Here is a 24,293-nt window from a genome sequence, read left to right on the forward strand (position 1 = left end):
CTACGAACGGCTCCTCAGGTCCGCGCTGACCGCCGCCGCGACGACCCGGTCCCGTTCGGCGGAGGTGAACAGGCCCTCGGCCAGCCAGGTTCCGGCGAGTGCGCGCACCGCCGCCACGAAGCTGCCCGACGACGCGAAGGGTGCCTGCTCCCAGAGGACGTCGAGGAAGGTCAGGCCGTCGCCGCGAGCGCGGTTCGGGACGCCCGAGTCGGTCGTACCGAACAGGACGACGGGTTCGGCCCTCTGGAAGTAGGCGTGGTAGCGGGCGTCGTCGGCGAGATGGAAGGGGGCGAGGGTGAGGCCGTGGGTCGTGAAGTGCAGCGGGCGGCCCTCGGGGCGGATCGCGTCGGCGAGATCGCCCCGCAGCGTGAAGTCCTTGTAGAAGGAGAACACCCGGAACTGCGCCGCGTCGCTGCGCGCGACCAACAGCACCGGCCCGTGGAACAGCGACTGCACACCGGGATCGTCCAGCGCTCGCTCGATGCGCAGACGGTAGGGGGCGGTGACGCTGACCCGGTCGCCGCGCACCCAGTTCCTGCTCAGGGTGAGGTACGTGCCGGGTGTCGCCGCGACCCGTTGCCGTACCCCGTTGACCGCGACGGTGAAGCCGCCCGTCGCCCAGGAGGGCACCCGCAGCTTCAGGTCGAGCCTGCCGCCGCCCTCCCGGAACGTCAGGGTGCGCGCCCCCTCGGCCGGGAAGTCGCCGGCCTGCTCGATGACGAGACCGCGCTCCGGCCAGCGCAGTGTCGAGGCGAGGTACAGGTTGACGTACAGGGACTCGCCGTCGGCGGAGCGGAAGTAGACCGAGTCCTGGTACTTGGTGTGGTTCTCCATGCCGGTGCCGCCGCAGCAGGTGCCGGTGTTGCCGTACTCGCGCACGACGCCCGGACCCATGCCGACGAAGTAGGTCACCTCGGGGCTGCTCGTGCTGGGGGCGGCCCGGCGGGAGGCGAGGATGTGGTTGGTCAGGCCCCGCTCGTAGTAGTCCATGTACGCGGGGTCGGGTGCGTGGAAGAACAGCTGCCGGCTCAGCTTGAGCATGTTGTGCGTCGCGCAGGTCTCGGCGTTGTCGGCGTCCAGAGTGGCCGCGATGGCGCCCCGCGCGCGGAACATCTCGCCCTGGCCGGTGCCGCCCAGGCTGTACATGCGGGTGCCGGTGACCATGCCCCAGAAGTTGCGGGCCGCGGCGGCGTACGTCTCCTCCCCGGTGTGGTCGAACAGCCTGACGTAGCCGGTGAACTGGGGGATGTGCTGGTTGGCGTGCCGGCCCTCCAGGACGTCCCGGTCCGCGGCGCAGGCGTCCAGCAGCGCCGTGTTGTCGAAGCAGCGGGCGGCCGCGAGGTGCTCCTGCCGTCCGGTGAGGGCGTACAGGTCCGCCATCACCTCGTTCATCCCGCCGTACTCCCCGGCGATGTAGATCGACCACATCCGCTCCAGCTGGGCCCTGGGCAGCCGGCCGAGTCGGCTGTGCACCCAGTCGCCCATCCCGGAGACAATCCGCAGCGCCTGCGCGCTCCCCGCCAGGGTGTGCGCGTCGAGCAGGCCGCGCATGATCTTGTGGCAGGTGTAGTACGGCGCCCAGATGGTCGGGTAGGTGGTGTAGCTCTCCAGCAGGATGAACTGTGTCTCCGGGTACGCCGCCAGATAGCCGGGGTGGCTCGGCCTGGGGTCGCCGTGCTCCGCCAGGGCCTGCCGGCACTCGCCGAGCGCGGCGACCAGGTAGTCGAGCTTGGCCTTGAGGGCGGCCTCACGGGTGTCGGCGTAGGCCTGGGCGAGGAGGGTGAGGAAGTGGCCGCCGTAGTGGCCGCGCAGATTGCCGTCGGAGGTCTCCCAGCCGCCGGGCGGCCTGGCGCCGCGGGTGTCGAGCCCGGCGTTGGCGCGGAAGACGGCCAGGATGCGGTCGGCCGGGTAGGACCGGGCGTAGTCGAGCATCAGGTCGCGTGTGCGGCGGAAGGCTCCGGCGCCGAGGGTGACCTGGTCGAGGGGGAAGGGGTGTACGGCCCAGGTGGGCGGCGGTACGGGGGCGGCGGCGTACGACGGCGTGGTCAGCTGGGCGAGGGGGACGGTGGCCGCCGTGGCGGCGCCGATGCCCAACACGCGTCTGCGGGTGGGGGGGTTGGGACATGCTCGGTCTCCAGGGTTGAGACATGCTCGGCCTCGTCGGCTCGGAAGCTGGTCAGTGCCCTGTCGTCGGCAGCCACACGCGCATCGTCGAAGGGCCCCGGTTCGCCCAGGAGTGGTACGGCACCAGCACGACCCCGTGCGGCTCGGCGGGGGACGGCCCGGCCTGGCCCGGCGATCGGTACGGCCATGCCCGGACATCACGCTGTTCTCCCGGTCCGGCCAGTTCACCCGGTGCCACCACGGTTCCGTCCGGCCCGTCCGCCGGCTCGGCGTGCGCGTCCACCCGTACGGCGTCGGCCTCCCGTCCGTCGGGAAGGTCCACGGACTCGGCGCAGTACACCAGCGGACCGCGCTGGACCGCGACCGTGCCGCGTACCGCGTCGATGCGGGGGTCCGGTGCGATCCAGCGTGGGGTGACGGGCAGTTCGAGCCGGATCTCGTCGCCGGGCCGGAAGGCGCGGGTGACCGTGGCCGTGCCCGGGGTGACGGTCCGGCGGGTCCCGTCCGCGTCGACCAGCGAGGCGGTGCCGCCCTCGGTCCACGCCGGGACGCGCAGCGACAGGGTCCAGGGCCGGTCCGGGGACCGGGCGATGCGCACGGACACGGTCCCGCCGGACGGGTAGTCGGTGCGGACGCGCAGGGCGATGCCGCCGGTGGTGATCTCCGCGTCGGCGTACTGGTGCAGTTGGATGCCGTCGTCGGACGCCGTGGCGAGGTACGCCGGCAGCACGGCCAGGGTGCGCGCCACGTTCGTCGGGCAGCAGGACACCGCGAACCAGGGTGCGCGCAGGCTCGACTCGGCGCGCGGGCTGTCGCTGTCCGCCGGCGGGACGGTGCCTCGGCGGCGGCGGTGCAGGGTGTTGGCGTAGAAGAAGGCCCGGCCGTCCTCGGCGGGGGAGGCGGCGACGACGTTGAACAGGGTGCGTTCCGCGAGGTCGGCGAAGCGGGGCTCGCCCGTGGCGAGGAGCAGTCGCCAGCTGAGCATCACGGAGGCGACACCGGCGCGGTCTCCGAGTAGGCGCGGTCCGGGGGCAGTACGAAGTCGTCGCCGAAGGACTCGTCGCGGTGGTGCGAGCCCACGCCGCCGGTGAGATACGTCCGCCTCGCGACCGTCGCCTCCCACTGCCGTACGACCGCCGCGAGCAGCTCGTCGTCGCCGGTCTCCACGGCCACGTCGACCGCTCCGGCCGCGAGGTAGAGGGCACGCACGGCGTGGCCGCGCAGGACGGTGGCCTCCCGTACGGGCATGTCGTCCTGGTAGTAGGCGCGGCCGAACTCGTTGTCGGCGAGCGTGCCGTGGCCGCGGCGGTCGACGAACAGGGCGGCCTGGTCGAGGTAGCGCTGTTCGCCGGTCACCCTGGCCAGTTCGACGAGGGCGGTCTCGATCTCGGGGTGGCCGCAGACGCCTTCGATGCCGCCGCGCCCGAACGTGGCGCACACGTGGTCGGCAGCACGTAGGGCGATCTTCGCCAGCGGGCCGTCGCCGCGCGTCCGGATCTGGGCCACGCCCGCCTGGATAAGGTGGCCGTAGCAGTACAGCTCGTGGCCCCATTCGAGGTCGCTGTAGCGGGGTTGCTGGCCGGGGCGGCCGAACGCGGTGTTGAGATAGCCATCGGGTTCCTGGGCGGAGCCGATCACCTCGGGGATCGTGTCGGACCCGGTGCCCGTCCAGGCCGTGGCTTCGAGCAGCTTGTAGACGTCGGAGTCGGCGAACTTCCATCCCCGCCGCTGCGCCATGGGCGCGGAGAAGTTGCCGATCCAGCCGACGCGCTCCATCCAGTGGCGGCAGTGGTCGAGGGTGGCTGTGACGTTGGCCTCCCGGCGCCGGGCCCAGAATCCTCCGGTGATCCGGACCTCTTCGAGGCCGAGAGGCCGTAGGCGACCGCGGCTCGGGGCCACCGGTACGACAAGATCTGTGTTCTCCTTCAACGCGTCATCCCTTCAAGGCACCCGACATGAAGCCCCCGCACGTAGTGCCGTTGCAGCAGCAGGAACACGAGCAGACAGGGCACGGCGAGCACCACCACGCCCGCCTCGGTGGCCCCCGTAGTCGACGGCGCCCATGCTCTGCTGGCGCAGGTTGGCGACGGCCAGCGGCAGGGGCGCCTTCTCGCTGTCCGAGATGAGGATCAGGGGCGCGATGAAGTCGTTCCACGCGGCGAGGAACGCGAACAGCCCGACGGTGATCAGCCCCGGTTTCACCGCCGGCAGCAGCACCCGGCGCAGCGCGCCGGAACTGGACCCGGGCATTCTCCAACTCAACGGCAGGCTCTATCTGTTGGGCTCCTTCTACAACGGCTCGCAGCCGATGTTCATACGGCCGCTGTCGAACCCCTGGACGGCGAGCGGCACCCGGCGCGTGCTGTCCACCCCGACGTACAGCTGGGAGACGGTGGGCGGCGCGGTCAACGAGGGCGCCGAAGTGCTCCAGCGGGGCGGGAAGACGTTCATCGTCTACTCCGCCAGCCACTGCTCCACGCCCGACTACAAGCTGGGGATGCTCACCTACAACGGCGGTGACCCGCTGGACTCCGCGTCCTGGGTCAAGTCCCCGAACCCGGTCTCCGCCAGCCACTGCTCCACGCCCAACGCGAACGGGGTGTACGGCCCCGGCCACAACGGCTTCTTCAAGTCGCCCGACGGGACGGAGGACTGGATCGTCTACCACGCGAACAGCTCCGCGAGCGGCGGCTGCGACATGAACCGCAGTACCAGGGCGCAGAAGTTCACCTGGAACGCCGACGGCACTCCGAACTTCGGCACCCCGGTGGCCCTGGGCGTACCGCTGACGTCGCCGTCGGGTGAACAGGCGGACTAGGCGGACCAGGCCCCGAGGAGGGTGGCGATGCCGAGGACTCCGACGGTTCCGAGCAGCGTGCCGAGCGTGGCGGTCCACATCCGGCCGACGCCCTGGCGGGCGTAGTGCATGCCCGCCGCGCCGAGGGTGACGGCCAGACCGCCGGCGATCAGCGCGAACGGGGAGAAGACGAAGGACGTCAGAGCGGCGATGACGCCGAAGACGAGGGCGGTGGGCCCCAGGGCGACGGCCGGCGAGTCGTGCTGGGCCGCGACGATCGGATCACGCATTACCAGTACCCCCTGTTTCTGAACACGTTCAAAGTATCACGGGGTGCTGAGGTCGTCCCCCCGTTCCCCCTCGGCCTGGGAGGGCTCGGTCCTGGGGACGTCCGGGTGCTGTTCCATGGCCGTGCGCTCCGCGGGTTCGTCGCGTTCGCCCTCGGCCTGGGAGGGGGTGTGCGAGTACAGCCAGCGGTCGTAGTCCGAGGCTCCGGTCTTCATGGCTGACCTCCCTGGGTCGCTCCTCTTCCATGCTGCTCCCGGGGCGTGGCGCCGACCAGTCGTCCCCGCCTCTCACCCGGTGAGGCCGATCTCGGCGCAGGCAGCGCGGAGCTGCGAAGTGCAGATCTGGTCGACGGTGTAGCGGCCGGCGTTGACGAGGGTCTGCCTCAGGTTGCCGGCCGTCACCAGGTTCGGGGTGAGCAGGATGGACGGGATGTCCTTGGTGGTCGGGCTGTCGGTCGTCGTCGTGGCGACGTCGTGGGCTCCCTCGCCTCGCCCCACGGCGACGGCCATGGCGGCGGCTGCCGCGGCCTCCTTCTCGAACGGTTTGTAGACCGTCATGGACTGCTCGCCCTTGACGATGCGCCGCACGGCCTCCAGGTCGGCGTCCTGGCCGGTGATCGGCGGGAGGTCCTTGACGCCGGCCTTCTTGAACGCGGAGATGACACCGGCGGCGATGGCGTCGTTGGCCGCCACCACGCCGTCGATGTGGTCAGCGCCGAGGGCGGAGATCGCGGCGGTCATGTTGGCGTGCGCGTTCTCCGGGCTCCAGCCCGCCGTCTCGTACGACCGGGCGATCTTCGCCTTGCCCGAGATGACGGACATCGTGCCCTTGCGGAACCACGCCGCGTTGGCGCTGCTCGGATCGCCGTTCATCATCACGACGGTTCTGCCCTTCCCTCGCTCCGCCATGGCCTTCAGCAGCGCCTCGCCCTGGAGCCGGCCGACCTGTGCGCCGTCGAAAGTGACGAAACCCGAGATCGGGCCCTCGGCGAGGCGGTCGTAGGCGATGACCGGGACGCCGGACTGCCGTGCCTCCTGGATCGAGGAGCGCACCGCCCTGCTGTCGGCGGGGTCGAGGATGAGGACCTTCGCGCCGTTGGTGATCATCGAGATCACCTGCTGCCGCTGCCGCGCCGCGTCGTTCTCGGCGTTGGCGTACACCATCGTGCAGTCGGGGCACAGCTCCTTGAGCCGCTGTTCGATCAGGGGCTTGTCGGAGTGCTCCCAGCGCGGAGTGACCCGGTTCGGGAGGAGCAGGCCGACCGTGAAGCTCTCCGTGCCCGCTCCGTCGTCCTCGCCGCAGGCCGTCAGGGAAACCGTCATGAGGCCCGCGACGAGCGCCGCGATCACGTGCAGCGTACGGGTCCTCATGACAGCTCGCCTCGTTCCGTTCAGAGCTTCGAGTCGGTGGAAGCGGGCTCGTCCCTGGGCACGGTGACCTCGCTCCACACCTGCTTTCCGCCCGCGACCGGCACCGAGCCGCAGGAGTCGGACACCGCCTCGACCAGCAGCAGCCCTCGGCCGCCCGTCGACTCCCAGTCCACGATCACCGGCTTGGCGGGGGCGCGTGGCGAGGAGTCGCTCACGCAGACCCGGACCCGGTCCCCGCGGAGCATCAGGTCGAGGCGTACGGACCCCTGGGTGTGCACCAGGGCGTTGGTGACCAGTTCGGACACGACGAGCAGCACCGCGTCGGCCGTGTCCTCGACCCTCCACCTGCGCAGGGTGCGCGCGGTGAAGCGCCGGGCGTGCATGACGGCGTCGGGCAGCCGCCACACCACCCAGCCGGCCCGGATCGGCCGGGTCTTCATGCCGTCGTAGCGCAGCAGCAGCAGCGCGACGTCGTCCTCGCGCCGGCCGATGTCGCCGAGCAGCGCGTCGGCCATCCGGGCCGGATCCTCGGGGTCGGCGGCGGCGAGCGCGGTGCGGGTGCGTTCCATGCCCACGTCCAGGGGCAGGTCGGCGGCCTCGACCAGGCCGTCGGTGACCAGGGCGAGCACGGTGCCGGGGGTCAGGGCGAGCGCGGTCATGGGGAACTCCGCCTCGGCGAGGACCCCGAGCGGGGGTCCGCCCTCGACCTCCACCTCCTCGGTACGGCCGTCGGGATGGCGCAGCAGCGGGGCGAGGTGTCCGGCGCGGACGACCAGGGTGTTGCCCTCCTCCATGTCGAGCTCGACATAGCAGCAGGTGGCGAAGAGGTCGGTCTCCATGCCGACGAGGAGGCGGTTGGCATGGGAGACGACCACGTCGGGCGGGTGGCCCTCGACCGCGTACGCCCTGACCGCCGTACGCATCTGGCCCATGATCGTCGCGGCTCCGGCGCTGTGTCCCTGCACATCGCCGATGACCAGCGCGACCCGGTCCTCGGACAGGGCGATGACGTCGTACCAGTCGCCGCCCACCTGAAGCCCGCGTCGGGCGGGCAGGTAGCGGGCGACGGCGGTGCCGCCGGGGAGTTCGGGCAGGCGCCTGGGCAGCAGGCTGCGCTGGAGCATCGTCGCGAGTTCCTGCTCGGCGTCGTAGGCGTGCGCCCGTTTGAGGGCTTGGCCGATCAGGGCCGCGGTGGCGGTGAGCAGGGACCGCTCCTCGGGGATGAACTCGTGCGGCTGGTCCCAGCCGACCAGGCACACCCCGGCGACCCGGCCCTTGGCGGGGAGGGGCAGGACGGCCAGGCCGCCGGCGCCGATGCCGGCGAGTCCCGGTTCGAGGGCGGTGCCCGCGGGCCAGAGGTCCATCCGGCCGTCCCGCAGGGCCAGTTGGAGGGTGGGCAGGGCGCTGACCGGTGCGTCGGGCCACTCGGAACGCCACTGGGCGCGCCACAGCTCGGGCCAGGCGTCGGGCTGGGGCGGGTCGAGCAGGGTGACCACGAGCCGGTCGTCCCGGACGTCGGCGAGCGCCACCCGGTCGGCGCCCAGCGGCTCGCGCAGCGCGGCGACCGCGACATGGCCGACGTCCCGGACGGTCGCGGCGTCGTCGAGTACGGCGGTGAGCCACTGGATCCGGGAGACGTCGTCGGCGCTGCGGCTCTTGACCGAGGTGGCCGTCACCACGCCCAGCACCTGCTCGGGCTGCTCGTCGGTGGGCCCCAGGACCCGGCAGATCAGGCTCAGCCAGCGCATCTCCAAGGTGGGGCAGCGGACCCGGAACTCCAGCTCCCGTCGGCCGGGCGCCTGGGCGGACGGTTCCAGGACCGACATCAGCGCGGGCATGTCCTCCGGGAGGGCGTGCGCGAGCAGGGTGTCGGCCTTGCCGTCGAAGTCGTCGGGCGTGGTGCCGACCAGTTCGAGCAGCGTGCCGTCGGCCTCGATCAGGCCGGTGTCCGGGACCAGGACGAAGGTGCCGACGCGCAGCCCGCGCAGGGCGCGGCCCAGCAGGTACGGCTGCGCGGGCCGGCCGGACTCGGCCAGCAGCAGGCCGGCGACGGCGTCGGCGTACCGCTCCAGGAAGCGCTGCTGTCCGGCGTCGAAGCCGTCGGCGGAGGCGCCCACGACGACGAGGCAGCCGAGCCGGTTGCCCTCCCGCTCCAGGGGCAGCGCGCCGAGCGAGGCCGACCTGGCGCGTGGGGGCGTGGGTGCGCCCACGGGGTAGGAGGCGAGGGCGGCGGCGTTCAGCCACAGCGGGCGGTCGGTGCGGAAGGCGTGGGTCGCGGCCGAGCCGCCCGACACGGACAGCCGGTCCGGCAGCCGGTACTCGGAGGTGGCGCCGACCGTCTCGACCAGTTGGAGCTCCTCGTCCCCGGCGGTGGGCGCGTAGACGCCGGCCAGCGCTGCTCCGGCGAAGGTCAGGGCGCGGTCGCTCGTGGCGGCACCCGGCTCCGTAGGCGGTGAACCGGTGCCCGCGGTGCCGACCTCCCATGCCCCCGGCGCCGAAACTCCGGTCCGGGCACGGCCGTCGTGCGGCATGTCCGCGCCTACCTCCCGTCCGTGCCGGAGGTGCCGAAGGGGATCGGGGCACCACCTCCCGCCGCCCCGGTCGCTTCCCCACACCAGAATCGCATATATGGATGAGCCAGACATATCAGGCTGCGGCTTCCTCGGCGGTTCCGCGCTGCTCCCCAGCCGGCTCCGCGCTGCTTCCCAGCCGGCTCCGCGCTGCTCCCCAAGCCCGCTCCGCGCTGGTTCCCACCGGGTTCCTCGCCGGTTCCGCGCCGGTTCCGCGCCGGTTCCGCGCCGGTTCCGCGCTCCCCTGGCGGGGCCTTCGCTGCGTTCGCAGATCACCGCGGCCGGTGTCAGACTGACCACGTGGTCGTCCTGCCACGTCCAAGAACCCGGCCCTTGTGCCCGGGGTGGCCCCGCACACGCGTCCTCGACACCATGAGCGCCTCCTCGCCACGCCGGGCGAAGGACAAGGGAGGTCTCTCACATGAAGGCCCGCATCCGGAGCGCGGTTCTCGCCCTGACCGCGGTCTCCACGGCCGTGGCCCTCGGGGCCTGCGGGGCGGGCGGCGGGAGCGACTCCGCCGAGGGGGACGCGCCGGTGATCGGGGTGCTGCTGCCGGACGCCACCACGGCACGCTGGGAGACCCGGGACAAGCCGCTGCTCGACAAGGAGATCAAGGAACGGTGCCGTGACTGCACGATCGAGCAGGCCAACGCCAAGGGCGATGTGGCCATGCAGCAGGAGCAGATGAACTCGATGATCACCAAGGGCGTCGACGCGATCCTGCTCGTGGCGGTGGACGGCAGGTCGCTCGCTGCCTCGGTCCGCAAGGCGGTGGAGGCCGACGTCCCGGTGATCGCCTACGACCGCCTCGCCGAGGGCCCGATCTCCGGTCATGTCTCCTTCGACGGCGAGGAGGTGGGCCGGCTCCAGGGCAGGGCACTGCTGAAGGCCATGGGCGACGAGGTGCCGGGCGCCCAGATCGTCATGATGAACGGCGACCCCATCGACCCCAACGCGGTGCTCTTCAAGAAGGGCGCGCTGTCCGTGCTCACGGGGAAGGTGAGGATCGGCAAGGAGTACGACACCCTCCAGTGGCGGACCGAAGCGGCCCACCTGAACATGTCGGCCGCCATCTCCGCCCTCGGCGTCGACAACATCCAAGGGGTCTACGCCGCCAATGACGGCCTCGCCGCCGGCAGCATCTCCGCCCTCCGGGCGAACAAGGTGGACCCGATGCCGCCGGTCACGGGGCAGGACGCCGAGCTGCGCGCCGTGCAGCGCATCGTCGACGGGCAGCAGTACATGACCGTCTACAAGCCCTTCGAACCCGAGGCGGCGGCCGGCGCCGCCATGGCCGTGGCCGCGGCCCGCGGGGAGAACCTCGACCGGGTGGGCAAGGACGAGGTGACGACGCGCGGTGGAGGGCGGGTCCCGGCCGTCATGCTCACCCCGGTCTCCGTGACCGTCGGCAACATCAAGGACACCCTGGTCAAGGACGGGGTGTACACGATCCGGCAGATCTGCACCCCCGAACTCGCGGCCGCGTGCGCCGCGGCCGGGCTGACCTGACATCCGGTGCGCCCCGTCCGGACGTCGGACCGGTGCCCGGATCCACGGGAAGGAGATCGTCTCCGTGTCCGCTCCCCCACTGCTGGCCCTGCACGGCGTGTGCAAGCGTTACGGCGCCGTAGAGGTCCTCGTGGACATCGAGCTGGAGATCCACGCCGGCCAGGTCGTCGCCCTGCTCGGCGACAACGGGGCCGGCAAGTCCACGCTGATCAAGGTGATCTCCGGGGTCACTCCCGCGGACAAGGGCGTCATCGAGTGGGAGGGCCGTACGGTCCACATCCGGCGCCCCAACGACGCCCGCGATCTCGGTATCGCCACCGTCTTCCAGGACCTCGCGCTGTGCGGGAACCTCGACGTCGTCGGCAACCTGTTCCTCGGGCGGGAGATCCGCAGGTTCGGGTTCCTCGACGAGATGGAGATGGAGCGCCGCACCCTCCGGTTGCTGCAGCAGCTGACCAGGGGCGTCCCGGAGCTGCGCGCCCCGGTCGTGTCGCTGTCCAGCGGTCAGCGACAGACGGTCGCCATCGCCCGCTCACTCCTCGGCGACCCCCGGCTGCTCCTCCTGGACGAGCCGACCGCGGCACTGGGCCTCCAGCAGACCACCGAGGTGATGGACCTCGTCGACCAGCTGCGCGACCGCGGCCTGGGCGTGCTGCTCATCAGCCACAACATGGGCGACGTCAAGGCGCTCGCGGACCGGGCCGCCGTGCTGCGGCTCGGGCGCAACAACGGCTTCTTCGACGTGAACACCGCCTCCCAGGAACAGATCATCTCCTCCATCACCGGGGCGACGGAGAACACGCCCCGCAGGCCGGCCCACCAGGAGGCGGGATGGTGAAAGGGACACGCGACCGGGCGGACGACCCGCAGGCCGACGCCGCCGTACCCGCCCCCGAGGCGGCCCGGCCGGCGGATCGCGGACCGGCCGTGGCCCGAGCCATGGAGAGCTGCGCCCGTGCCCTGGAGGGCTGGGTCGCCTTCTCCCGGCGCAAGCTGCGGGCCGGCGAGCTGGGCTCCCTGCCTGTCGTCCTCGTCCTCGCCGTCGTCTGGATCACCTTCCAGTCCCTCAACTCGAACTTTCTCTCGCCCCGGAACCTGTCCAACCTCAGCGTGGACATCGTGGGTACCGGTCTGATCGCGGTCGGCATCGTCTTCGTGCTGCTGCTCGGCGAGCTCGATCTGTCGGTCGGTTCGATCAGCGGACTCGCGGCGGCCGTCTTCGCCGTACTGAACGTGAACAACGGCGTGCCTGAGTGGCTCGCCCTCATCGTCGCGGTGCTGGCCGGCACCGCGGCCGGGACCGTGCAGGGCTATTCCTTCGCCAGAACCCGGGTGCCGGCGTTCGTCGTCACGCTCGCGGGGCTGCTGACCTGGAACGGGCTCATGCTCTACATCCTGGGCACCAGCGGCACGATCAACCTCGACGAGTCCGGACTCGTCGCCGACCTGACCAGCTACTACTTCACCAACGACGCCGTCGCCTACGGCCTGGCGGCACTCTCCGTGGGACTGGTCTTCCTGGTGTCCTACCAGGACCGGCGGCGTCGCACGGCCGCCGGCATGCCGCACCGCTCGCTCCAGATCATCGTGGTGCGCACCGGAGGGCTCGCGGTGATCGCGTTCGTCACCGCGTATCTCCTCAACCGCTTCCAGGGACTGCCGCTCGCCCTGCTGATCTTCCTGGTGGTGGTCGCCGGACTCGACGTCATCCTGCGCCGCACGCACTACGGACGGCAGGTCTACGCCCTCGGCGGCGGGATCGAGGCGGCCCGCCGCGCCAGCCTCCGTGTGACGCGGGTGCAGACCGCGGTACTCGCGGTGTCCGGCACGATGGCGGCCGTCGGCGGGCTGTTCCTGGCCTCGCGGATCACCTCGGTGAGCCAGAGTTCGGGCTCGGGCGTGCTGCTCCTCAACGCCATCGCGGCGGCCGTCATCGGCGGCACCAGCCTGTTCGGCGGGCGCGGCTCCACCTGGTCGGCGGTGCTCGGCATGCTCGTCATCCAGTCGATCGCCTCCGGCATGGCGATCACGGACACCCCCGCCGCGGTCCAGTTCATGATCACGGGCGGGGTGCTCTTCGCCGCCGTGGTCATCGACGCGCTGTCCCGCCGCTCCCAGGAGGCACACGGCCGGGCCTGACCGCGGCCGCGCCCGCCACCCGTCAGAGAGGCGGCGCGCACGCGATGCTTGAGGAAAGGGTGGCCGACGAGGACGGTCAGGAGGTGAGGGCGGTGATCGCCGTGAACCCGATGGACAGCGACTCGGTGCTGGCGACCTTCGGTGCCCTCGGGGTCCTCGTGGTGATCTTCGCGGAGTCGGGTCTGCTCGTTTTCGGCTTCTTCCTGCCCGGCGACACCCTGCTCTTCCCGGCGGGCGTGCTGTGCGCGGCGAGCGCCGACCAGGCGCCCCGGCTGATGCTGTGGCAGGTGCTGCTGTGCGCGGCGGTCGGTGCCGTGCTCGGGGCCCAGGTCGGCTTCCTGCTCGGACGGCACGGCGGGCGGGCCCTGCTGGCCCGCACCTCCAGACGCCGCGTCCGGGAGGCGGCGGCCCGGGCGGAGAAGCTGCTGGCCCGGTACGGCTACGGAAAGGCCCTGGTGATCGGCCGTTTCATCCCGATGGTGCGGACCGTCCTGCACCCGGCGGCCGGCGCCCTCGGCGTGCCCACCCGGACGTTCACCGTCTGGCAGATCGTCGGCGGCCTGCTCTGGTCGACGAGCCTGGTCATGGCCGGATACGCCCTCGGCACCACCGTCCCCGACGCCGACGACTTCCTGCTGCCGATGGTCGCCGCCGTCGTCGTGCTCTCCCTGCTGCCCCTGATTCCCGTACTGACCGAGGCACGCCGCTCCAGGCGCGACCGCTGACGCCCGCTCCCCGCGACTGGTCCGGCGGCGGCCCGGGTATGCATGCGGGGTGCTCGAACTCGCCCGCCCCGTCGTGCGGTTGCCCGCACGGGAGCGCTGACACCGTGGCCACACCAGCCCGGACACCGGGGCTCGAACCCGGCCGGGTCGCCGAGATCATCGTCGCCCGGGGCGACGCGGGACCCGGCAGCCGCGCGTCCGGGTATCTGGTGGGCGACCGCTGGGTTTTCACCGCGGGGCACGCCGTGTCCGCGGCCGGCGCCGGAGCCGTCACCGTACGCTTCAACGCCGGGCTGCCGGCCCAGTGGTCCGCCCCCGCACGCGTCCCGCTCCTCGCCGAGTCGGCGGATGTGGCCCTTCTGGAGGTCACCGGCCCCACGCGCCCGCCCCTCACTCGTTCGACTCATCGGACATCGTTCGAAAACTCTTGACGCTGTGCCACACCCCGGCTGACACTCTCGCAACACGACGTCACACAGCCGAAACGGCAGGGTGCCCATGGCCGAGGCCCCGCCATGCCTCAGCAGGGAAAACCACATGCCGTACATCGCACGTGCCCGTGACCGCGTGAGACGCCGGGCGGGCCGACTCGCCGGGCTGACCGCCGTGTCGCTGTTGCTGGGGCTCGCCGCCCCCGCCCTTCCCGCACAGGCCGCCGACACGGCCCAAGCGGCGGAGGTCACCGATGGTCTCGCCCTCTGGTACAAGCTCGACGCCGCCTCCGGCGGCACGGTGCCCGACGCCTCCGGCCACGGCCGGGACGCCACGGTGAACGGCACCGCGGACTGGTCGGGCACCGGCGAGGGGCTCGCCTTCAACGGTTCGGACACCTACCTCAAGGTGCCGGACGACGTCATGAAGGGCATGGACGCGATCACCGTCTCGCTGGACGTGCGGATCGACTCCGCGCAGAGCACGCCGTATTTCCTGTACGGCTTCGGCAACTCCAGCGGCGGCAACGGCAACGGCTACCTCTTCACCACCGGCAACTCCCTGCGGACGTCCGTCGCGAGCGGCAACTGGTCGACCGAGCAGACCACCAAGCCCGCCGACTCCCACAACCTCACCCGCGCGGTCTGGAAGCACCTCACCTACACGCAGACCGGCACCACGGGCGTGCTGTACGAGGACGGTGTCGAGGTCGGCCGCAACACCTCCGTCGGCATCACCCCGGGCTCGATCGGCTCCGGCACCACCACCGCCAACTACATAGGCAAGTCCGTCTACTCGGGCGACAAGCTGTTCAAGGGCCGCATCCGTGACTTCCGGGTCTACGACCGCGCGCTCGCGGCGTCCGAGGTCGAGCAGCTCGCCCTCCCCGTCGCCACCGAGGGCGTCACCGACGACAAGGCGGCGCTGAGCCTCGGGGACACCAGTGCCGTCACGGCCGACCTCGACCTGCCGAGGACCGGCACGGCGGGCGGCTCCTCGATCAGCTGGGCCAGCGACGCGCCGTCCGTGGTGTCGGACACCGGCAAGGTGACCCGCCCGGCCGCCGGACAGCCCGACGGCCACGCCACGCTCACGGCCACCCTGAAGAAGGGCACCGTCACCGGCACCAGGACCTTCGAGGTCACGGTGCTGCCCGACTTCGACGACCGGACGGCCGCCGAACAGGCCGCCGAGGCCCTCACCGTCCACAACCTCGACGACGTACGCGGCAACCTGACCCTCCCGACGACCGGCGCCTACGGCACGGCCGTCACCTGGTCCTCCGCGCGGCCGGACGTCGTCTCCGCCGACGGCGTCGCCCACCGCCCCGCGCACGGCGACGGCACCACCACGGTCGAGCTGACCGCCACCGTCACCAAGGGCGAGGCGAAGGCGACCCGCGCCTTCACCGCGAAGGTCCCGGAACTGCCGAAGCAGGAGGCCCTCAAGGGCTACATGTTCAGCTACTTCACCGGCGAGGGCACGGCCGACGGCGAGCAGCTGTACGCCGCGCTCAGCAAGGGCGACGACCCGCTGAAGTGGCGTGAGCTGAACGACGGCAAGCCCGTCCTGACCTCCACGCTCGGCGAGAAGGGCCTGCGCGACCCGTTCATCATCCGCTCCCCGGAGGGCGACAAGTTCTACCAGATCGCCACCGACCTGAGGATCTACGGCAACGGCGACTGGGACGCCTCCCAGCGCACCGGCAGCAAGTCCATCATGGTCTGGGAGTCCACCGACCTCGTCCACTGGACGAACCAGCGCCTCGTCAAGGTCTCCCCGGACAGCGCGGGCAACACCTGGGCGCCGGAGGCGTTCTACGACGCCAAGCTCGGCGAGTACGTGGTCTTCTGGGCGTCGAAGCTGTACGACAACGAGGCGCACTCCGGCGACACGTACAACCGCATGATGTACGCGACCACCCGCGACTTCTACACCTTCAGCGAGCCCAAGGTCTGGATCGACCGCGGCTACTCCGTCATCGACTCCACGGTGATCCAGCACGACGGAACGTACTTCCGCCTCTCCAAAGACGAGCGGAACAACACCTCCTCGACGCCCAACAGCAAGTTCATCTTCGAGGAGAAGTGCGACTCCCTCCTCGACCTGTCCTGGGACGCCGTCGCCGAGGGCATCGGCAAGGGCGCGATGAACGCCGCCGAGGGGCCGCTGGTGTTCAAGTCGAACACCGAGGACAAGTGGTACGCGTTCCTGGACGAGTTCGGCGGGCGCGGCTACATCCCGTTCGAGACGACGGACCTCGCCTCCGGCACCTGGACCCCGTCCACCGGCTACGACCTCCCGGCCAAGCCCCGCCACGGCACGGTGCTCCCGGTGACGCAGGCCGAGTACGACCGGCTGCTGCGCGCCTACCAGCCGGACCAGTTGGTGACGGGCGTCGAGGACGTGACGGTGAAGACGCGGACCGGTGAGGCGCCGGTCCTCCCGGCCACCGTGATCGCCGAGTACGCCGACGGCGTCAAGCGTCCCGTCTCCGTGACCTGGGAGGACGTCCCGGCGTCGAAGTACGCCCAGGCCGGCACCTTCACCGTGACCGGCAGCCTGCCCGACGGCACGGCGCTGCCGGTCCGGGCCGAGGTGACCGTCTCGGCGGAAGGACCGGACGTCCCGGCCGACCTGCTCCTGCGGTACGACTTCGACGAGACGGGCGGCAACATCGCCCGGGACGCCTCCGGGCACGGCTACCACGGCACCTACGTCCGTACTCCCGACTTCGGCACGGGCATCGACGGCGGCTCGTTCAAGATGTCCGGCGCCTCCGACTCGCCGTATGTGAAGATCCCGAACGGCGTGCTGCGGAACGCCGACAGCGTCACCGTCTCGACCTACGCCAAGTGGAAGGGCGGCGGCAACTTCCAGTGGCTGTTCGGGCTCGGTCCGGACAGCGACAAGTACCTGTTCGCGACCCCCTCCAACGGCGGCTCCAGCCTCTACTCGGCGATCACCAAGGCGAGTTGGTCGGCGGAGTCGAAACTGACGGCAGGCCGGCAGCTCACGCCCGGCGAGTGGCGGCACGTCACCGTCACCCTCGACGGCACGACCGGCACGATGGTCCTCTACGTGGACGGCATCGAGGCGGCGCGCACGACGACGACCATCAAGCCGTCCGAGCTGTACGACGCGAACAAGGACCACTCCGGCTACATCGGCCGGTCCCTGTACGCGGCCGACCCCTACTTCGGCGGCGAGGTCGACGACTTCCGCGTCTACGACCGGGCCCTGACGGCCGCCGAGGTCATGGAGCTCAGCGGGAACACCGCGGGCATCGCCAAGGCCACGCACCCCGCCCTGAAGGTCGACGCGCTGATCGACAACGCCGACGGCACGATCACGCTGCCGATGAAGGAGGGCACCGATCTCACGGCCCTCGCCCCGGAGTTCACCCTCGCCCACGGCGCGGCGATCAGCCCGGCTTCCGGCAGCGTGCAGGACTTCAGCAAGCCGGTGACGTACGAGGTGACCGGTTCCGACGGCCAGAAGCGCGGCTGGACGGTCTCGGCACTCGTCATGAGGAGCCCGGTGCTGCCGGGGCTCAACGCCGACCCGAACATCGTGCGGTTCGGCGACACCTTCTACCTGTACCCGACCACCGACGGCTTCGAGGGCTGGAGCGGTACGCAGTTCAAGGCGTACTCGTCCACCGACCTGGTCCACTGGAAGGACCACGGTGTCATCCTCGACCTGGGTCCGGACGTCTCCTGGGCGGACAGCAGGGCGTGGGCGCCGACGATCGCCGAGAAGGACGGGAAGTACTACTTCTACTTCTGTGCCGACGCCAACATCGGCGTCGCGGTGTCCGACTCGCCGACGGGGCCGTTCAAGGACGCGCTGGGCAAGCCGCTGCTCAAGGCGGGCCAGTTGAGCGGCCAGATGATCGACCCGGCCGTGTTCACGGACGACGACGGGCAGTCGTACCTCTACTGGGGCAACGGGCACGCGTACGTGGCGCCCCTGAACGCCGACATGACCTCGATCGACACGTCGAAGGTCGAGGACATCACCCCGAGCGGCTACAACGAGGGCACCTTCGTCATCAAGCGCAAGGGCACCTACTACTTCATGTGGTCGGAGAACGACACCCGGGACGAGAACTACCGCGTCGCCTACGCCACCGGCCCCTCCCCCACCGGCCCGTGGACCAAGCACGGCGTGATCCTGGAGAAGGACCTCTCCCTCGGTATCAAGGGGCCCGGCCACCACTCCGTCGTCCATGTGCCGAACACCGACGACTGGTACGTCGCCTACCACCGGTTCGCCATCCCCGGCGGCGACGGCACCCACCGTGAAACGACCGTCGACAAGCTGGAGTTCGACGCCGACGGCCTGATCAGGAAGGTCGTGCCCACGCTCACCGGCATCGACCCGGTGACCGTCGTGCACGCCGGTGCGGACGGCACCGGGAAGGAAGGCGACGCGATCCCGCTGAACGGCACGGTCTCCGGTGCGGGCAGCCCGAAGTGGACGGTCGAGGCCGGCGCGCCCTGCGCGGTCGCCGATCCCGAGGCCGCCCGGACCATGGTCACCTGCACCGACAACGGCACGTACGACGTCACCCTGGCCGGGGGCCGCGGCAGCGACACGGCCACCGTCGACGTCGCCAACGCGGCACCGGCGATCACCTCGGCCACCGGCCCGAAGTCGACCGTGTCGGTCCGCCAACGCGCCACGGTCACCGCCGGGTTCGGCGACGCGGGGGCCCGGGACACCCACACCTGCGCGGTCGACTGGAAGGACGGCACCGACCCGACCACCGGCACGGTCACCGGCACCGTGTGCCGAGCCGAGCACACCTACACCAGGCCCGGCATCCACCGTCCGGTGATCACGGTCACCGACGACGACGGCGCCTCGGACAGCACCACGCTCCCCGAGCTGATCGTCTACGACCGCGGCGCGGGCCCCGCACTCGGCACCGGCGTGATCACCTCCCCGGCCGGCGCCTACCCGGCCGAGCCCGCTCTGACCGGCAAGGCGGCCTTCTCCTTCGCCGTCGCGTACGGCAAGGGAGCCACCGTCCCGACGGGCAAGGCGACCTTCGACTTCGGGCCGGCCAGGCTGAAGTTCCGCTCCACCGGCTCCGACTGGCTGGTGATCACCGGCTCCCGGGCGGTCTACCAGGGCTCCGGCACCGTCAACGGCAGCGGCGGCTACGGCTTCCGGATCACCGCGACGGACGCCCCGGACACCTTCCGTATCAGGATCTGGAAGAAGTCCACCGGTGACGTCGTCCACGACAACCTCACCGGCGCGAGGACGTCGGGCATCGTCAAGATCGGCGGCGACCCCGGGGGCCGTGCGGGCTGACCACCGGTGGGGGGCGCCTCAGCGCCGTTGAAACCGCGGTGAAACCGAGCGGAAGTCGGCTCCCCGCAGGCTCTGAGGCGTCTCCCACCAGCGGAAAGGCCGCCACCATGACCGGCGCCCCGCACCTCACCCCCGAGCTCGTCGAGGACCCCGTCCGCGGTTACGCCGACCTGCGTGCCCGCACCGACGTCGGCCACGCGGTCCTGCCGGGCCTGGACACCCCCGTGCGGCTGCTGACCCGCTTCGGCGACGTCCGGGCCGCGCTGACCGAGCCGCGGCTGATCCGGGACCGTGGCGCCGTCCCCGGTGGCTCCGACATGCCGGACCCGCAGGCCGAGTTGCTGACCCAGGGCATGGAGGACTTCCCGGCGGAGTACGCGCAGTACCCATCGGGGCACCTGGCGCTGTTCGACGGCGACGAGCACACCCGGCGACGCGGCCCGCTCACCCGCGCCTTCACCGCCCGCCGGGTGTCCGCGCTGCGCCCCTTCGTGGAGAAGTCCGCACGGGAACTCGCCCTCGCCGACCGTTCCGAACGCGAACAGGTCGATCTGCTCGGCGAGTCGACGACGGCGTGCAGCGTGCGGTGGCGCTGCGGCGCGTCCCGGGGACCGCCGCGCAGCAGGGCGAACCGGTCCTCCAGACGGCGGGCGATCTCGGCGACCGACATCACCCGGACGCGGGCGGCGGCCAGCTCGGTGGCGAGCGGCAGTCCGTCGAGGCGGCGGCACAGGTCGGCCACGGCGTCGGCGGGCGGTTCGGCGTCGGGGCGGGCGGCGCGGGCGCGCTGTTCGAACAGCTCGACGGTCGTGGCCGGGTCCAGTTCGGGCAGCGGGTGGACGGTCTCGGAGGTCAGTCCGAGCGGGGCGCGGCTGGTGGTGAGGACGCTGATGTTCCTGGTCATCGACACCAGGGCGCGGACGAGGTCGGCGACGCCGGAGACGACCTGCTCGCAGTTGTCCAGGACGAGCAGCGCCGGTCCGGGGCCGAGGGCGCCGACGATGCCGGCGAGCACGTCGGCGGGCGGCCCGAAGCCCGCGGCGGGGGCGCGCAGGCTCTCCCCGACGCCGAGCGCGGAGGCGACCTCGCCGGCGACGTCGGCGTCCACCCGGACACCGGCGAGCGGCACCAGGTGCACGACCCGGTGCTCGGCCTCGCGGGCGACGGCACTGGCGAGGCGTGTCTTGCCGAGGCCGCCCGGTCCGACGACCGACGTGACCCGTGAGCTGTGGATCAGCCGGGTGACGGCGGCGACGTCGGCCTCCCGCCCGAGCAGCGGGTTCGGCTCGTGCGGCACCCCGCGCCGCACCACGGGCGCCTGCCCGCGCAACAGCTCCTGGTGCAGCTCCTGCAGGGCCGGGCCGGGGTCGGTGCCGAGTTCGTCGCGCAGCCGGCGCCGGTAGGTGTCGTACGTCGCCAGCGCGGCGGCCGCTCCCGCGGTGCCGGTCCGGCAGCGCATCAGCTCCAGGAGCAGCTCCTCGTCGAGGGGGTGCGCGGCCACCAGCTCGCCGAGCGGCCCCGCCGCCTCCTCCCGGCGTCCCGCGCGGGCCAGGGACAGCGCCCGCAGCCGCGTCAGGGCCAGGTGTGCGGCGCCCAGTTCGAGACGCAGGTCCACCAGGGGGTCGCCGAGGACGACGCCCTCCGCGGGGCCGCCGTCCCACAGCGCGAGGCCCGCTTCGGCCTCGGCGACGGCGCCGTGGTGGTCGCCTGCCCGGTCCTTGTCCGCGCCGGCGTCGGCGTGCAGCTGGACGGCCCAGGCGTCGACCTGGTCCTCGCGCAGGGCGATGCGGTAGCCGGTGGGCGTGTTCGCGATGGCCTCGGCACCCAGTAGCGATCGGGCCCGTGAGACCAGGATCTGCAAGGCCTTGGTCGGGTTCTCGGGCTGCTCGTCCGGCCACAGCCCGTCCACCAGGCGCCCCGTGCCGCAGCCGGCTCGCGGCTCCCCGGCGAGCAGCGCGAGCAGCCCGCGCAGACGGGGCGCGGTGATCTCCTTGCCCCGGTGGGAGACGGACGTCAACAGCGTCAGCCCGATGGTCACCCGAGCAGCGTAGTCAGAGGATCGGGTGCAACCCTCTCGCAACGTTGCCCGTGCTGCCCTTGCCGCCATGTATGAGGAGACTCCGCGCGTCGAACTCACCCCAGCTGCCGCCGACCTGCTGCGCCGTCTGCGCGCGACGCACGGCCCGCTGATGTTCCACCAGTCCGGCGGCTGCTGCGACGGCAGCGCGCCGATGTGCTACCCGGAGGGCGAGTTCCGCACCGGCGGCTCGGACGTGCTGCTGGCGGAGCTCCAGGTCGAGGGGGTGGCGGAGCCGGTGGCGTTCTGGATGTCGCGCGGTCAGTACGAGGCGTGGAGCCACACCCGGCTGATCGTCGACGTCGTCGAGGGCCGAGGCAGCGGATTCTCGCTGGAGGCACCCGAGGGGGTACGTTTCCTCACCCGTTCTCGCGTCGTCGGCGCCTAGCAACCCCGCAGGTCATCGCCGTCTGGTGCACTTCCCCTGAGTCCTGGGACATTTGACGAGACATCAGGGGGAGGAATCGTGACGCGTCGTCAGAAACGGTTCGGAGCCGCCAGAGCGGCCCTCACACTGCTCACGGCACTCGGTGCGCTGGCCGGTGCGGCCCTGACGGGGGCGGCACCGGCCGGCGCCGCCCAGGGCACCCCGATCGCGCCCGGTGTCACCTACGACGAGTTCGACATCCCGGCGGCCAAGGGCACGACGCACGCCCATGTCCTCACCGTGGACCTGCGCGATCCGCGCGTACGCCTCGACCTGCTGCATCCGGGTGCGGTGGCGGCACGGGCCACCGTCTCGCGGCAGGCCACCGCCCAGGGTGCCGTCGCGGGCGTGAACGGCGACTTCTTCAACATCAGCGAGACCCAGCACCCGGGTGTCCAGGCGACCGGCGCGAGCGTGGGACCTGCCGTCGCGCGCGGCCGGGCACTGAAGGCGGCGGTGCCGGACGGCCAGCGGTTCGGGCCGGCGCTGCCGCCCGGCACGAGCACCGAGGACGTGGTCGGCGTGGGCATCGACCGGCGGGCCCGGATGGACGCCCTGAGCCTCGCCGGCTCGATCCGCACACCGGAGGGCTCGCTGCCGCTGCGCGGGCTCAACCAGTACGCCCTGCCGGTGGGCTCCATCGGGGCGTTCACCACCAGGTGGGGCGAGGTCTCCCGGGTCCGCGCCACCTGTGGCACCGACACCGACCGGGCGGCCCCGTGCAGCACCGACACCTACGAGGTGACGGTCCGCGACGGCCGGGTCGTGTCGGCCGCCGACACTCCGGGCAGTGGCCCGATCGCCGAGGGCACGACCGTCCTCGTGGGCCGGGAGGCGGGCGCGCAGCGGTTGCGGAAGTTCTCCACGGGCGAGCGGGTGACGGTACGGCACCGGCTGGTGGCGGCGAAGTCGCGCGTCCCGTTCCGCTTCGCGCTGGGCGGCTATCCGGTTCTCGACGACGGACAGCCGTTGCCCGGTCTGGACGACAGGGCCTCGGCCGTACGGACGGCGGTGGGCATCGCGGATCGCGGCCGGCGGTTGCTGCTGCTCGCGCTGGACGGCGCGCCCGAGTACCGCACGGGTCTGACCGTCGCGGAAGTGGCGTCCGTCATGCGGGAGCTGGGTTCGGTGGACGCCTTCAGCCTGGACGGCGGCGGTTCGTCGACGCTGGTCGCCCGGTCACCGGGTACGTCGGCGGTCTCCGTGCGGAACCATCCGTCCGACGGCGTGGAACGCCCCGTCCCGAACGGCATCGGGGTCTTCTCCACCGGCTGAGCCTCACGGTCTGAGGCTGCTGACGATGTCCGCCGTGGCCGTCAGACCGCTGCTGATGGTGGGCGCCATGCTGGTGCTGGCCAGGTAGAAGCCGAGCAGCAGGCACACCAGCGCATGGGTGATCTTCAGTCCGCCGTTGCGTACGAAGATCACCGCAAGGATGAACAGCAGCAGCACCACAGAGATGGAAATAGCCATCGTCAACCTCCTCCGCCACGCCGCCTCGCCCGGTTCACGGCGTTCGGCCGCAAGTGTGGCGTAGCGGAGGGTTCGTCCGGGCGGCTGAGCCGTACTCCGAACGTGTGGTGTCCTGCCGTTCGGTGCCAGGTCGTGTCCGGCCTAGGCCGTGCGACGGGCGTCGAGGAAGGCCTCCAGGCCGGCGAGGTCGTCGGTGTTGAGGAAGTCGATGTCGGCGGCCAGCAGTTCGGCCCAGAGGGCGTCGCGGGCGGGTCCGGCGACGTCCGGGGTGGCCCAGAAGCGCACCTTCTGCCCTCGGGAGTGCGCCGCCCGGACGATGCCGCGCAGCTTGCGCCGCTCGGCGTCCGGGAAGGCGCCCACGCCGAGCCAGGTGAAGTTGAGCGTCCAGTTGTCGCTGATCAGCGGGACGAAGGAGGCGGGCGCGGAGCTGCCGAGGTCGGCGAGGCGGCCGTCGTAGAAGGCCCGGCGGACGCTCTGGGCCTCCATCGGCGTACGGGCCGCGCGGTCGCCGGAGATCACGGCGGTGACGGCGCCCGGGAACACCCGGCCGTGGGCGTACGTCGTGAACAGGTGCTTGTAGCGCCTCAGATGCCTGTCGAGTTCGAGGTACGTCGAGGCGCCCTCGGTCTTGATGTCGACGAGCAGCTGGAGCGGCCCCCGGTGCCCCCGGTAGACGGACCCGTGGTTGGCCCTGACGCGGGCGGCCAGCGGGTCGAGGTAGAGGGACTCCAGCGTGCGGGTGGGGGCGAGGTCCTCGGGGTCGTGCGCCACGAGGAGTTGGCCGCCGACGAGGTAGATGTCGGCTTCGAGGCTGCCGAAGCGGTGGTCGAGGGCGTCGAGGAGGGGGCGCGGGTGCTCGTAGTCGTTGTGGGCGTGTGCCCGCCACAACGGGCGTGGGCCGTGCCGCCGTTCGCCCGCGAGCGCTTGGCCGGCGGGCAGGGCGACGGTGCCCGCGAGGGCGGCGCCGAGGGTGGTGAGGGCTCTGCGACGGGTGGTGAGGGCCATGCTCTGCCTCCCTGGTGGGGCCGGACGGAAC

The 24,293-nt window shown here is 71.8% G+C and carries 15 protein-coding genes and 3 pseudogenes; 9 read left to right on the forward strand and 9 right to left on the reverse strand.

Going from position 1 to position 24,293, the window contains the following annotated elements:
* Both AQJ67_RS31865 and AQJ67_RS31870 read right to left on the reverse strand, forming a co-directional pair.
* Positions 1–2,094, reverse strand: coding sequence for a glycoside hydrolase family 127 protein (locus AQJ67_RS31865; RefSeq protein WP_425264197.1), 2,094 nt, complete (start codon positions 2,092–2,094; stop codon positions 1–3).
* Between the two features lie 82 nt (positions 2,095–2,176).
* Positions 2,177–4,053, reverse strand: a pseudogene (locus AQJ67_RS31870) (glycoside hydrolase family 127 protein).
* Positions 4,054–4,354: 301 nt separating this feature from the next.
* Between AQJ67_RS31870 and AQJ67_RS31875 the strand changes: the two are divergent.
* Positions 4,355–4,942, forward strand: a pseudogene (locus AQJ67_RS31875) (glycoside hydrolase family 43 protein); the annotation flags it as partial.
* On the opposite strand, the gene AQJ67_RS31880 reads toward AQJ67_RS31875, so the two are convergent.
* The 4 genes from AQJ67_RS31880 to AQJ67_RS31890 form a co-directional block, all read right to left on the reverse strand.
* On the reverse strand, positions 4,939–5,211 hold the full coding sequence (locus AQJ67_RS31880; protein ID WP_062722818.1) for a hypothetical protein: 273 nt from the start codon (positions 5,209–5,211) through the stop codon (positions 4,939–4,941). The pseudogene AQJ67_RS31875 and the gene AQJ67_RS31880 overlap by 4 nt on opposite strands.
* Positions 5,212–5,247: 36 nt before the next feature.
* Entirely contained in the window at positions 5,248–5,424 is a 177-nt protein-coding gene (locus AQJ67_RS48395) for a hypothetical protein (protein WP_167366240.1), read from the reverse strand.
* A 72-nt stretch (positions 5,425–5,496) separates the two neighbouring features.
* Positions 5,497–6,579 (reverse strand): sugar ABC transporter substrate-binding protein, encoded by a 1,083-nt coding sequence (locus tag AQJ67_RS31885; protein WP_062722819.1) that lies wholly within the window; start codon positions 6,577–6,579, stop codon positions 5,497–5,499.
* Positions 6,580–6,599: 20 nt separating this feature from the next.
* The gene (locus AQJ67_RS31890; RefSeq protein ID WP_062722820.1) at positions 6,600–9,110 is read right to left on the reverse strand and encodes a SpoIIE family protein phosphatase; all 2,511 of its coding nucleotides are present in this window, start codon (positions 9,108–9,110) and stop codon (positions 6,600–6,602) included.
* 460 nt (positions 9,111–9,570) lie between these two features.
* Here AQJ67_RS31890 and AQJ67_RS31895 point away from each other — a divergent pair, with 460 nt between their 5' ends.
* The 6 genes from AQJ67_RS31895 (at position 9,571) to AQJ67_RS31920 (ending at position 19,280) form a co-directional block, all read left to right on the forward strand.
* Entirely contained in the window at positions 9,571–10,659 is a 1,089-nt protein-coding gene (locus AQJ67_RS31895) for a substrate-binding domain-containing protein (protein ID WP_062722821.1), read from the forward strand.
* A gap of 64 nt (positions 10,660–10,723) precedes the next feature.
* Positions 10,724–11,497, forward strand: coding sequence for an ATP-binding cassette domain-containing protein (locus tag AQJ67_RS31900; RefSeq protein WP_062722822.1), 774 nt, complete (start codon positions 10,724–10,726; stop codon positions 11,495–11,497).
* Complete coding sequence (locus tag AQJ67_RS31905; protein ID WP_062722823.1) at positions 11,491–12,798, forward strand: sugar ABC transporter permease; 1,308 nt, start codon at positions 11,491–11,493, stop codon at positions 12,796–12,798. Before AQJ67_RS31900 ends, AQJ67_RS31905 begins: the two co-directional genes overlap by 7 nt.
* A 92-nt stretch (positions 12,799–12,890) precedes the next feature.
* On the forward strand, positions 12,891–13,523 hold the full coding sequence (locus AQJ67_RS31910; RefSeq protein ID WP_062723017.1) for a DedA family protein: 633 nt from the start codon (positions 12,891–12,893) through the stop codon (positions 13,521–13,523).
* Between the two features lie 104 nt (positions 13,524–13,627).
* On the forward strand, positions 13,628–13,954 hold the full coding sequence (locus AQJ67_RS31915; protein WP_062722824.1) for a hypothetical protein: 327 nt from the start codon (positions 13,628–13,630) through the stop codon (positions 13,952–13,954).
* A gap of 106 nt (positions 13,955–14,060) precedes the next feature.
* Complete coding sequence (locus tag AQJ67_RS31920) at positions 14,061–19,280, forward strand: family 43 glycosylhydrolase (protein WP_062722825.1); 5,220 nt, start codon at positions 14,061–14,063, stop codon at positions 19,278–19,280.
* Between the two features lie 562 nt (positions 19,281–19,842).
* Here AQJ67_RS31920 and AQJ67_RS31925 read toward each other — a convergent pair.
* A pseudogene (locus tag AQJ67_RS31925) lies at positions 19,843–21,318 on the reverse strand (ATP-binding protein); the annotation flags it as partial.
* A gap of 67 nt (positions 21,319–21,385) precedes the next feature.
* Here AQJ67_RS31925 and AQJ67_RS31930 point away from each other — a divergent pair.
* Together AQJ67_RS31930 and AQJ67_RS31935 are read left to right on the forward strand one after the other, a co-directional pair.
* The gene (locus AQJ67_RS31930) at positions 21,386–21,745 is read left to right on the forward strand and encodes a DUF779 domain-containing protein (RefSeq protein WP_062722826.1); all 360 of its coding nucleotides are present in this window, start codon (positions 21,386–21,388) and stop codon (positions 21,743–21,745) included.
* A gap of 78 nt (positions 21,746–21,823) precedes the next feature.
* Positions 21,824–23,059, forward strand: coding sequence for a phosphodiester glycosidase family protein (locus AQJ67_RS31935; protein ID WP_062722827.1), 1,236 nt, complete (start codon positions 21,824–21,826; stop codon positions 23,057–23,059).
* 3 nt (positions 23,060–23,062) lie between these two features.
* Here the strand turns inward: AQJ67_RS31935 and AQJ67_RS31940 are convergent, their stop codons facing one another.
* Positions 23,063–23,257, reverse strand: a complete 195-nt coding sequence (locus tag AQJ67_RS31940) for a hypothetical protein (RefSeq protein ID WP_007502902.1) — start codon at positions 23,255–23,257, stop codon at positions 23,063–23,065.
* Between the two features lie 141 nt (positions 23,258–23,398).
* Positions 23,399–24,262 (reverse strand): phosphatidylinositol-specific phospholipase C/glycerophosphodiester phosphodiesterase family protein, encoded by an 864-nt coding sequence (locus tag AQJ67_RS31945; RefSeq protein WP_062722828.1) that lies wholly within the window; start codon positions 24,260–24,262, stop codon positions 23,399–23,401.
* Between the last annotated feature and the right edge of the window lie 31 nt (positions 24,263–24,293).

It is taken from the genome of Streptomyces caeruleatus, from assembly GCF_001514235.1.
Taxonomy (GTDB): Bacteria; Actinomycetota; Actinomycetes; order Streptomycetales; family Streptomycetaceae; genus Streptomyces; species Streptomyces caeruleatus.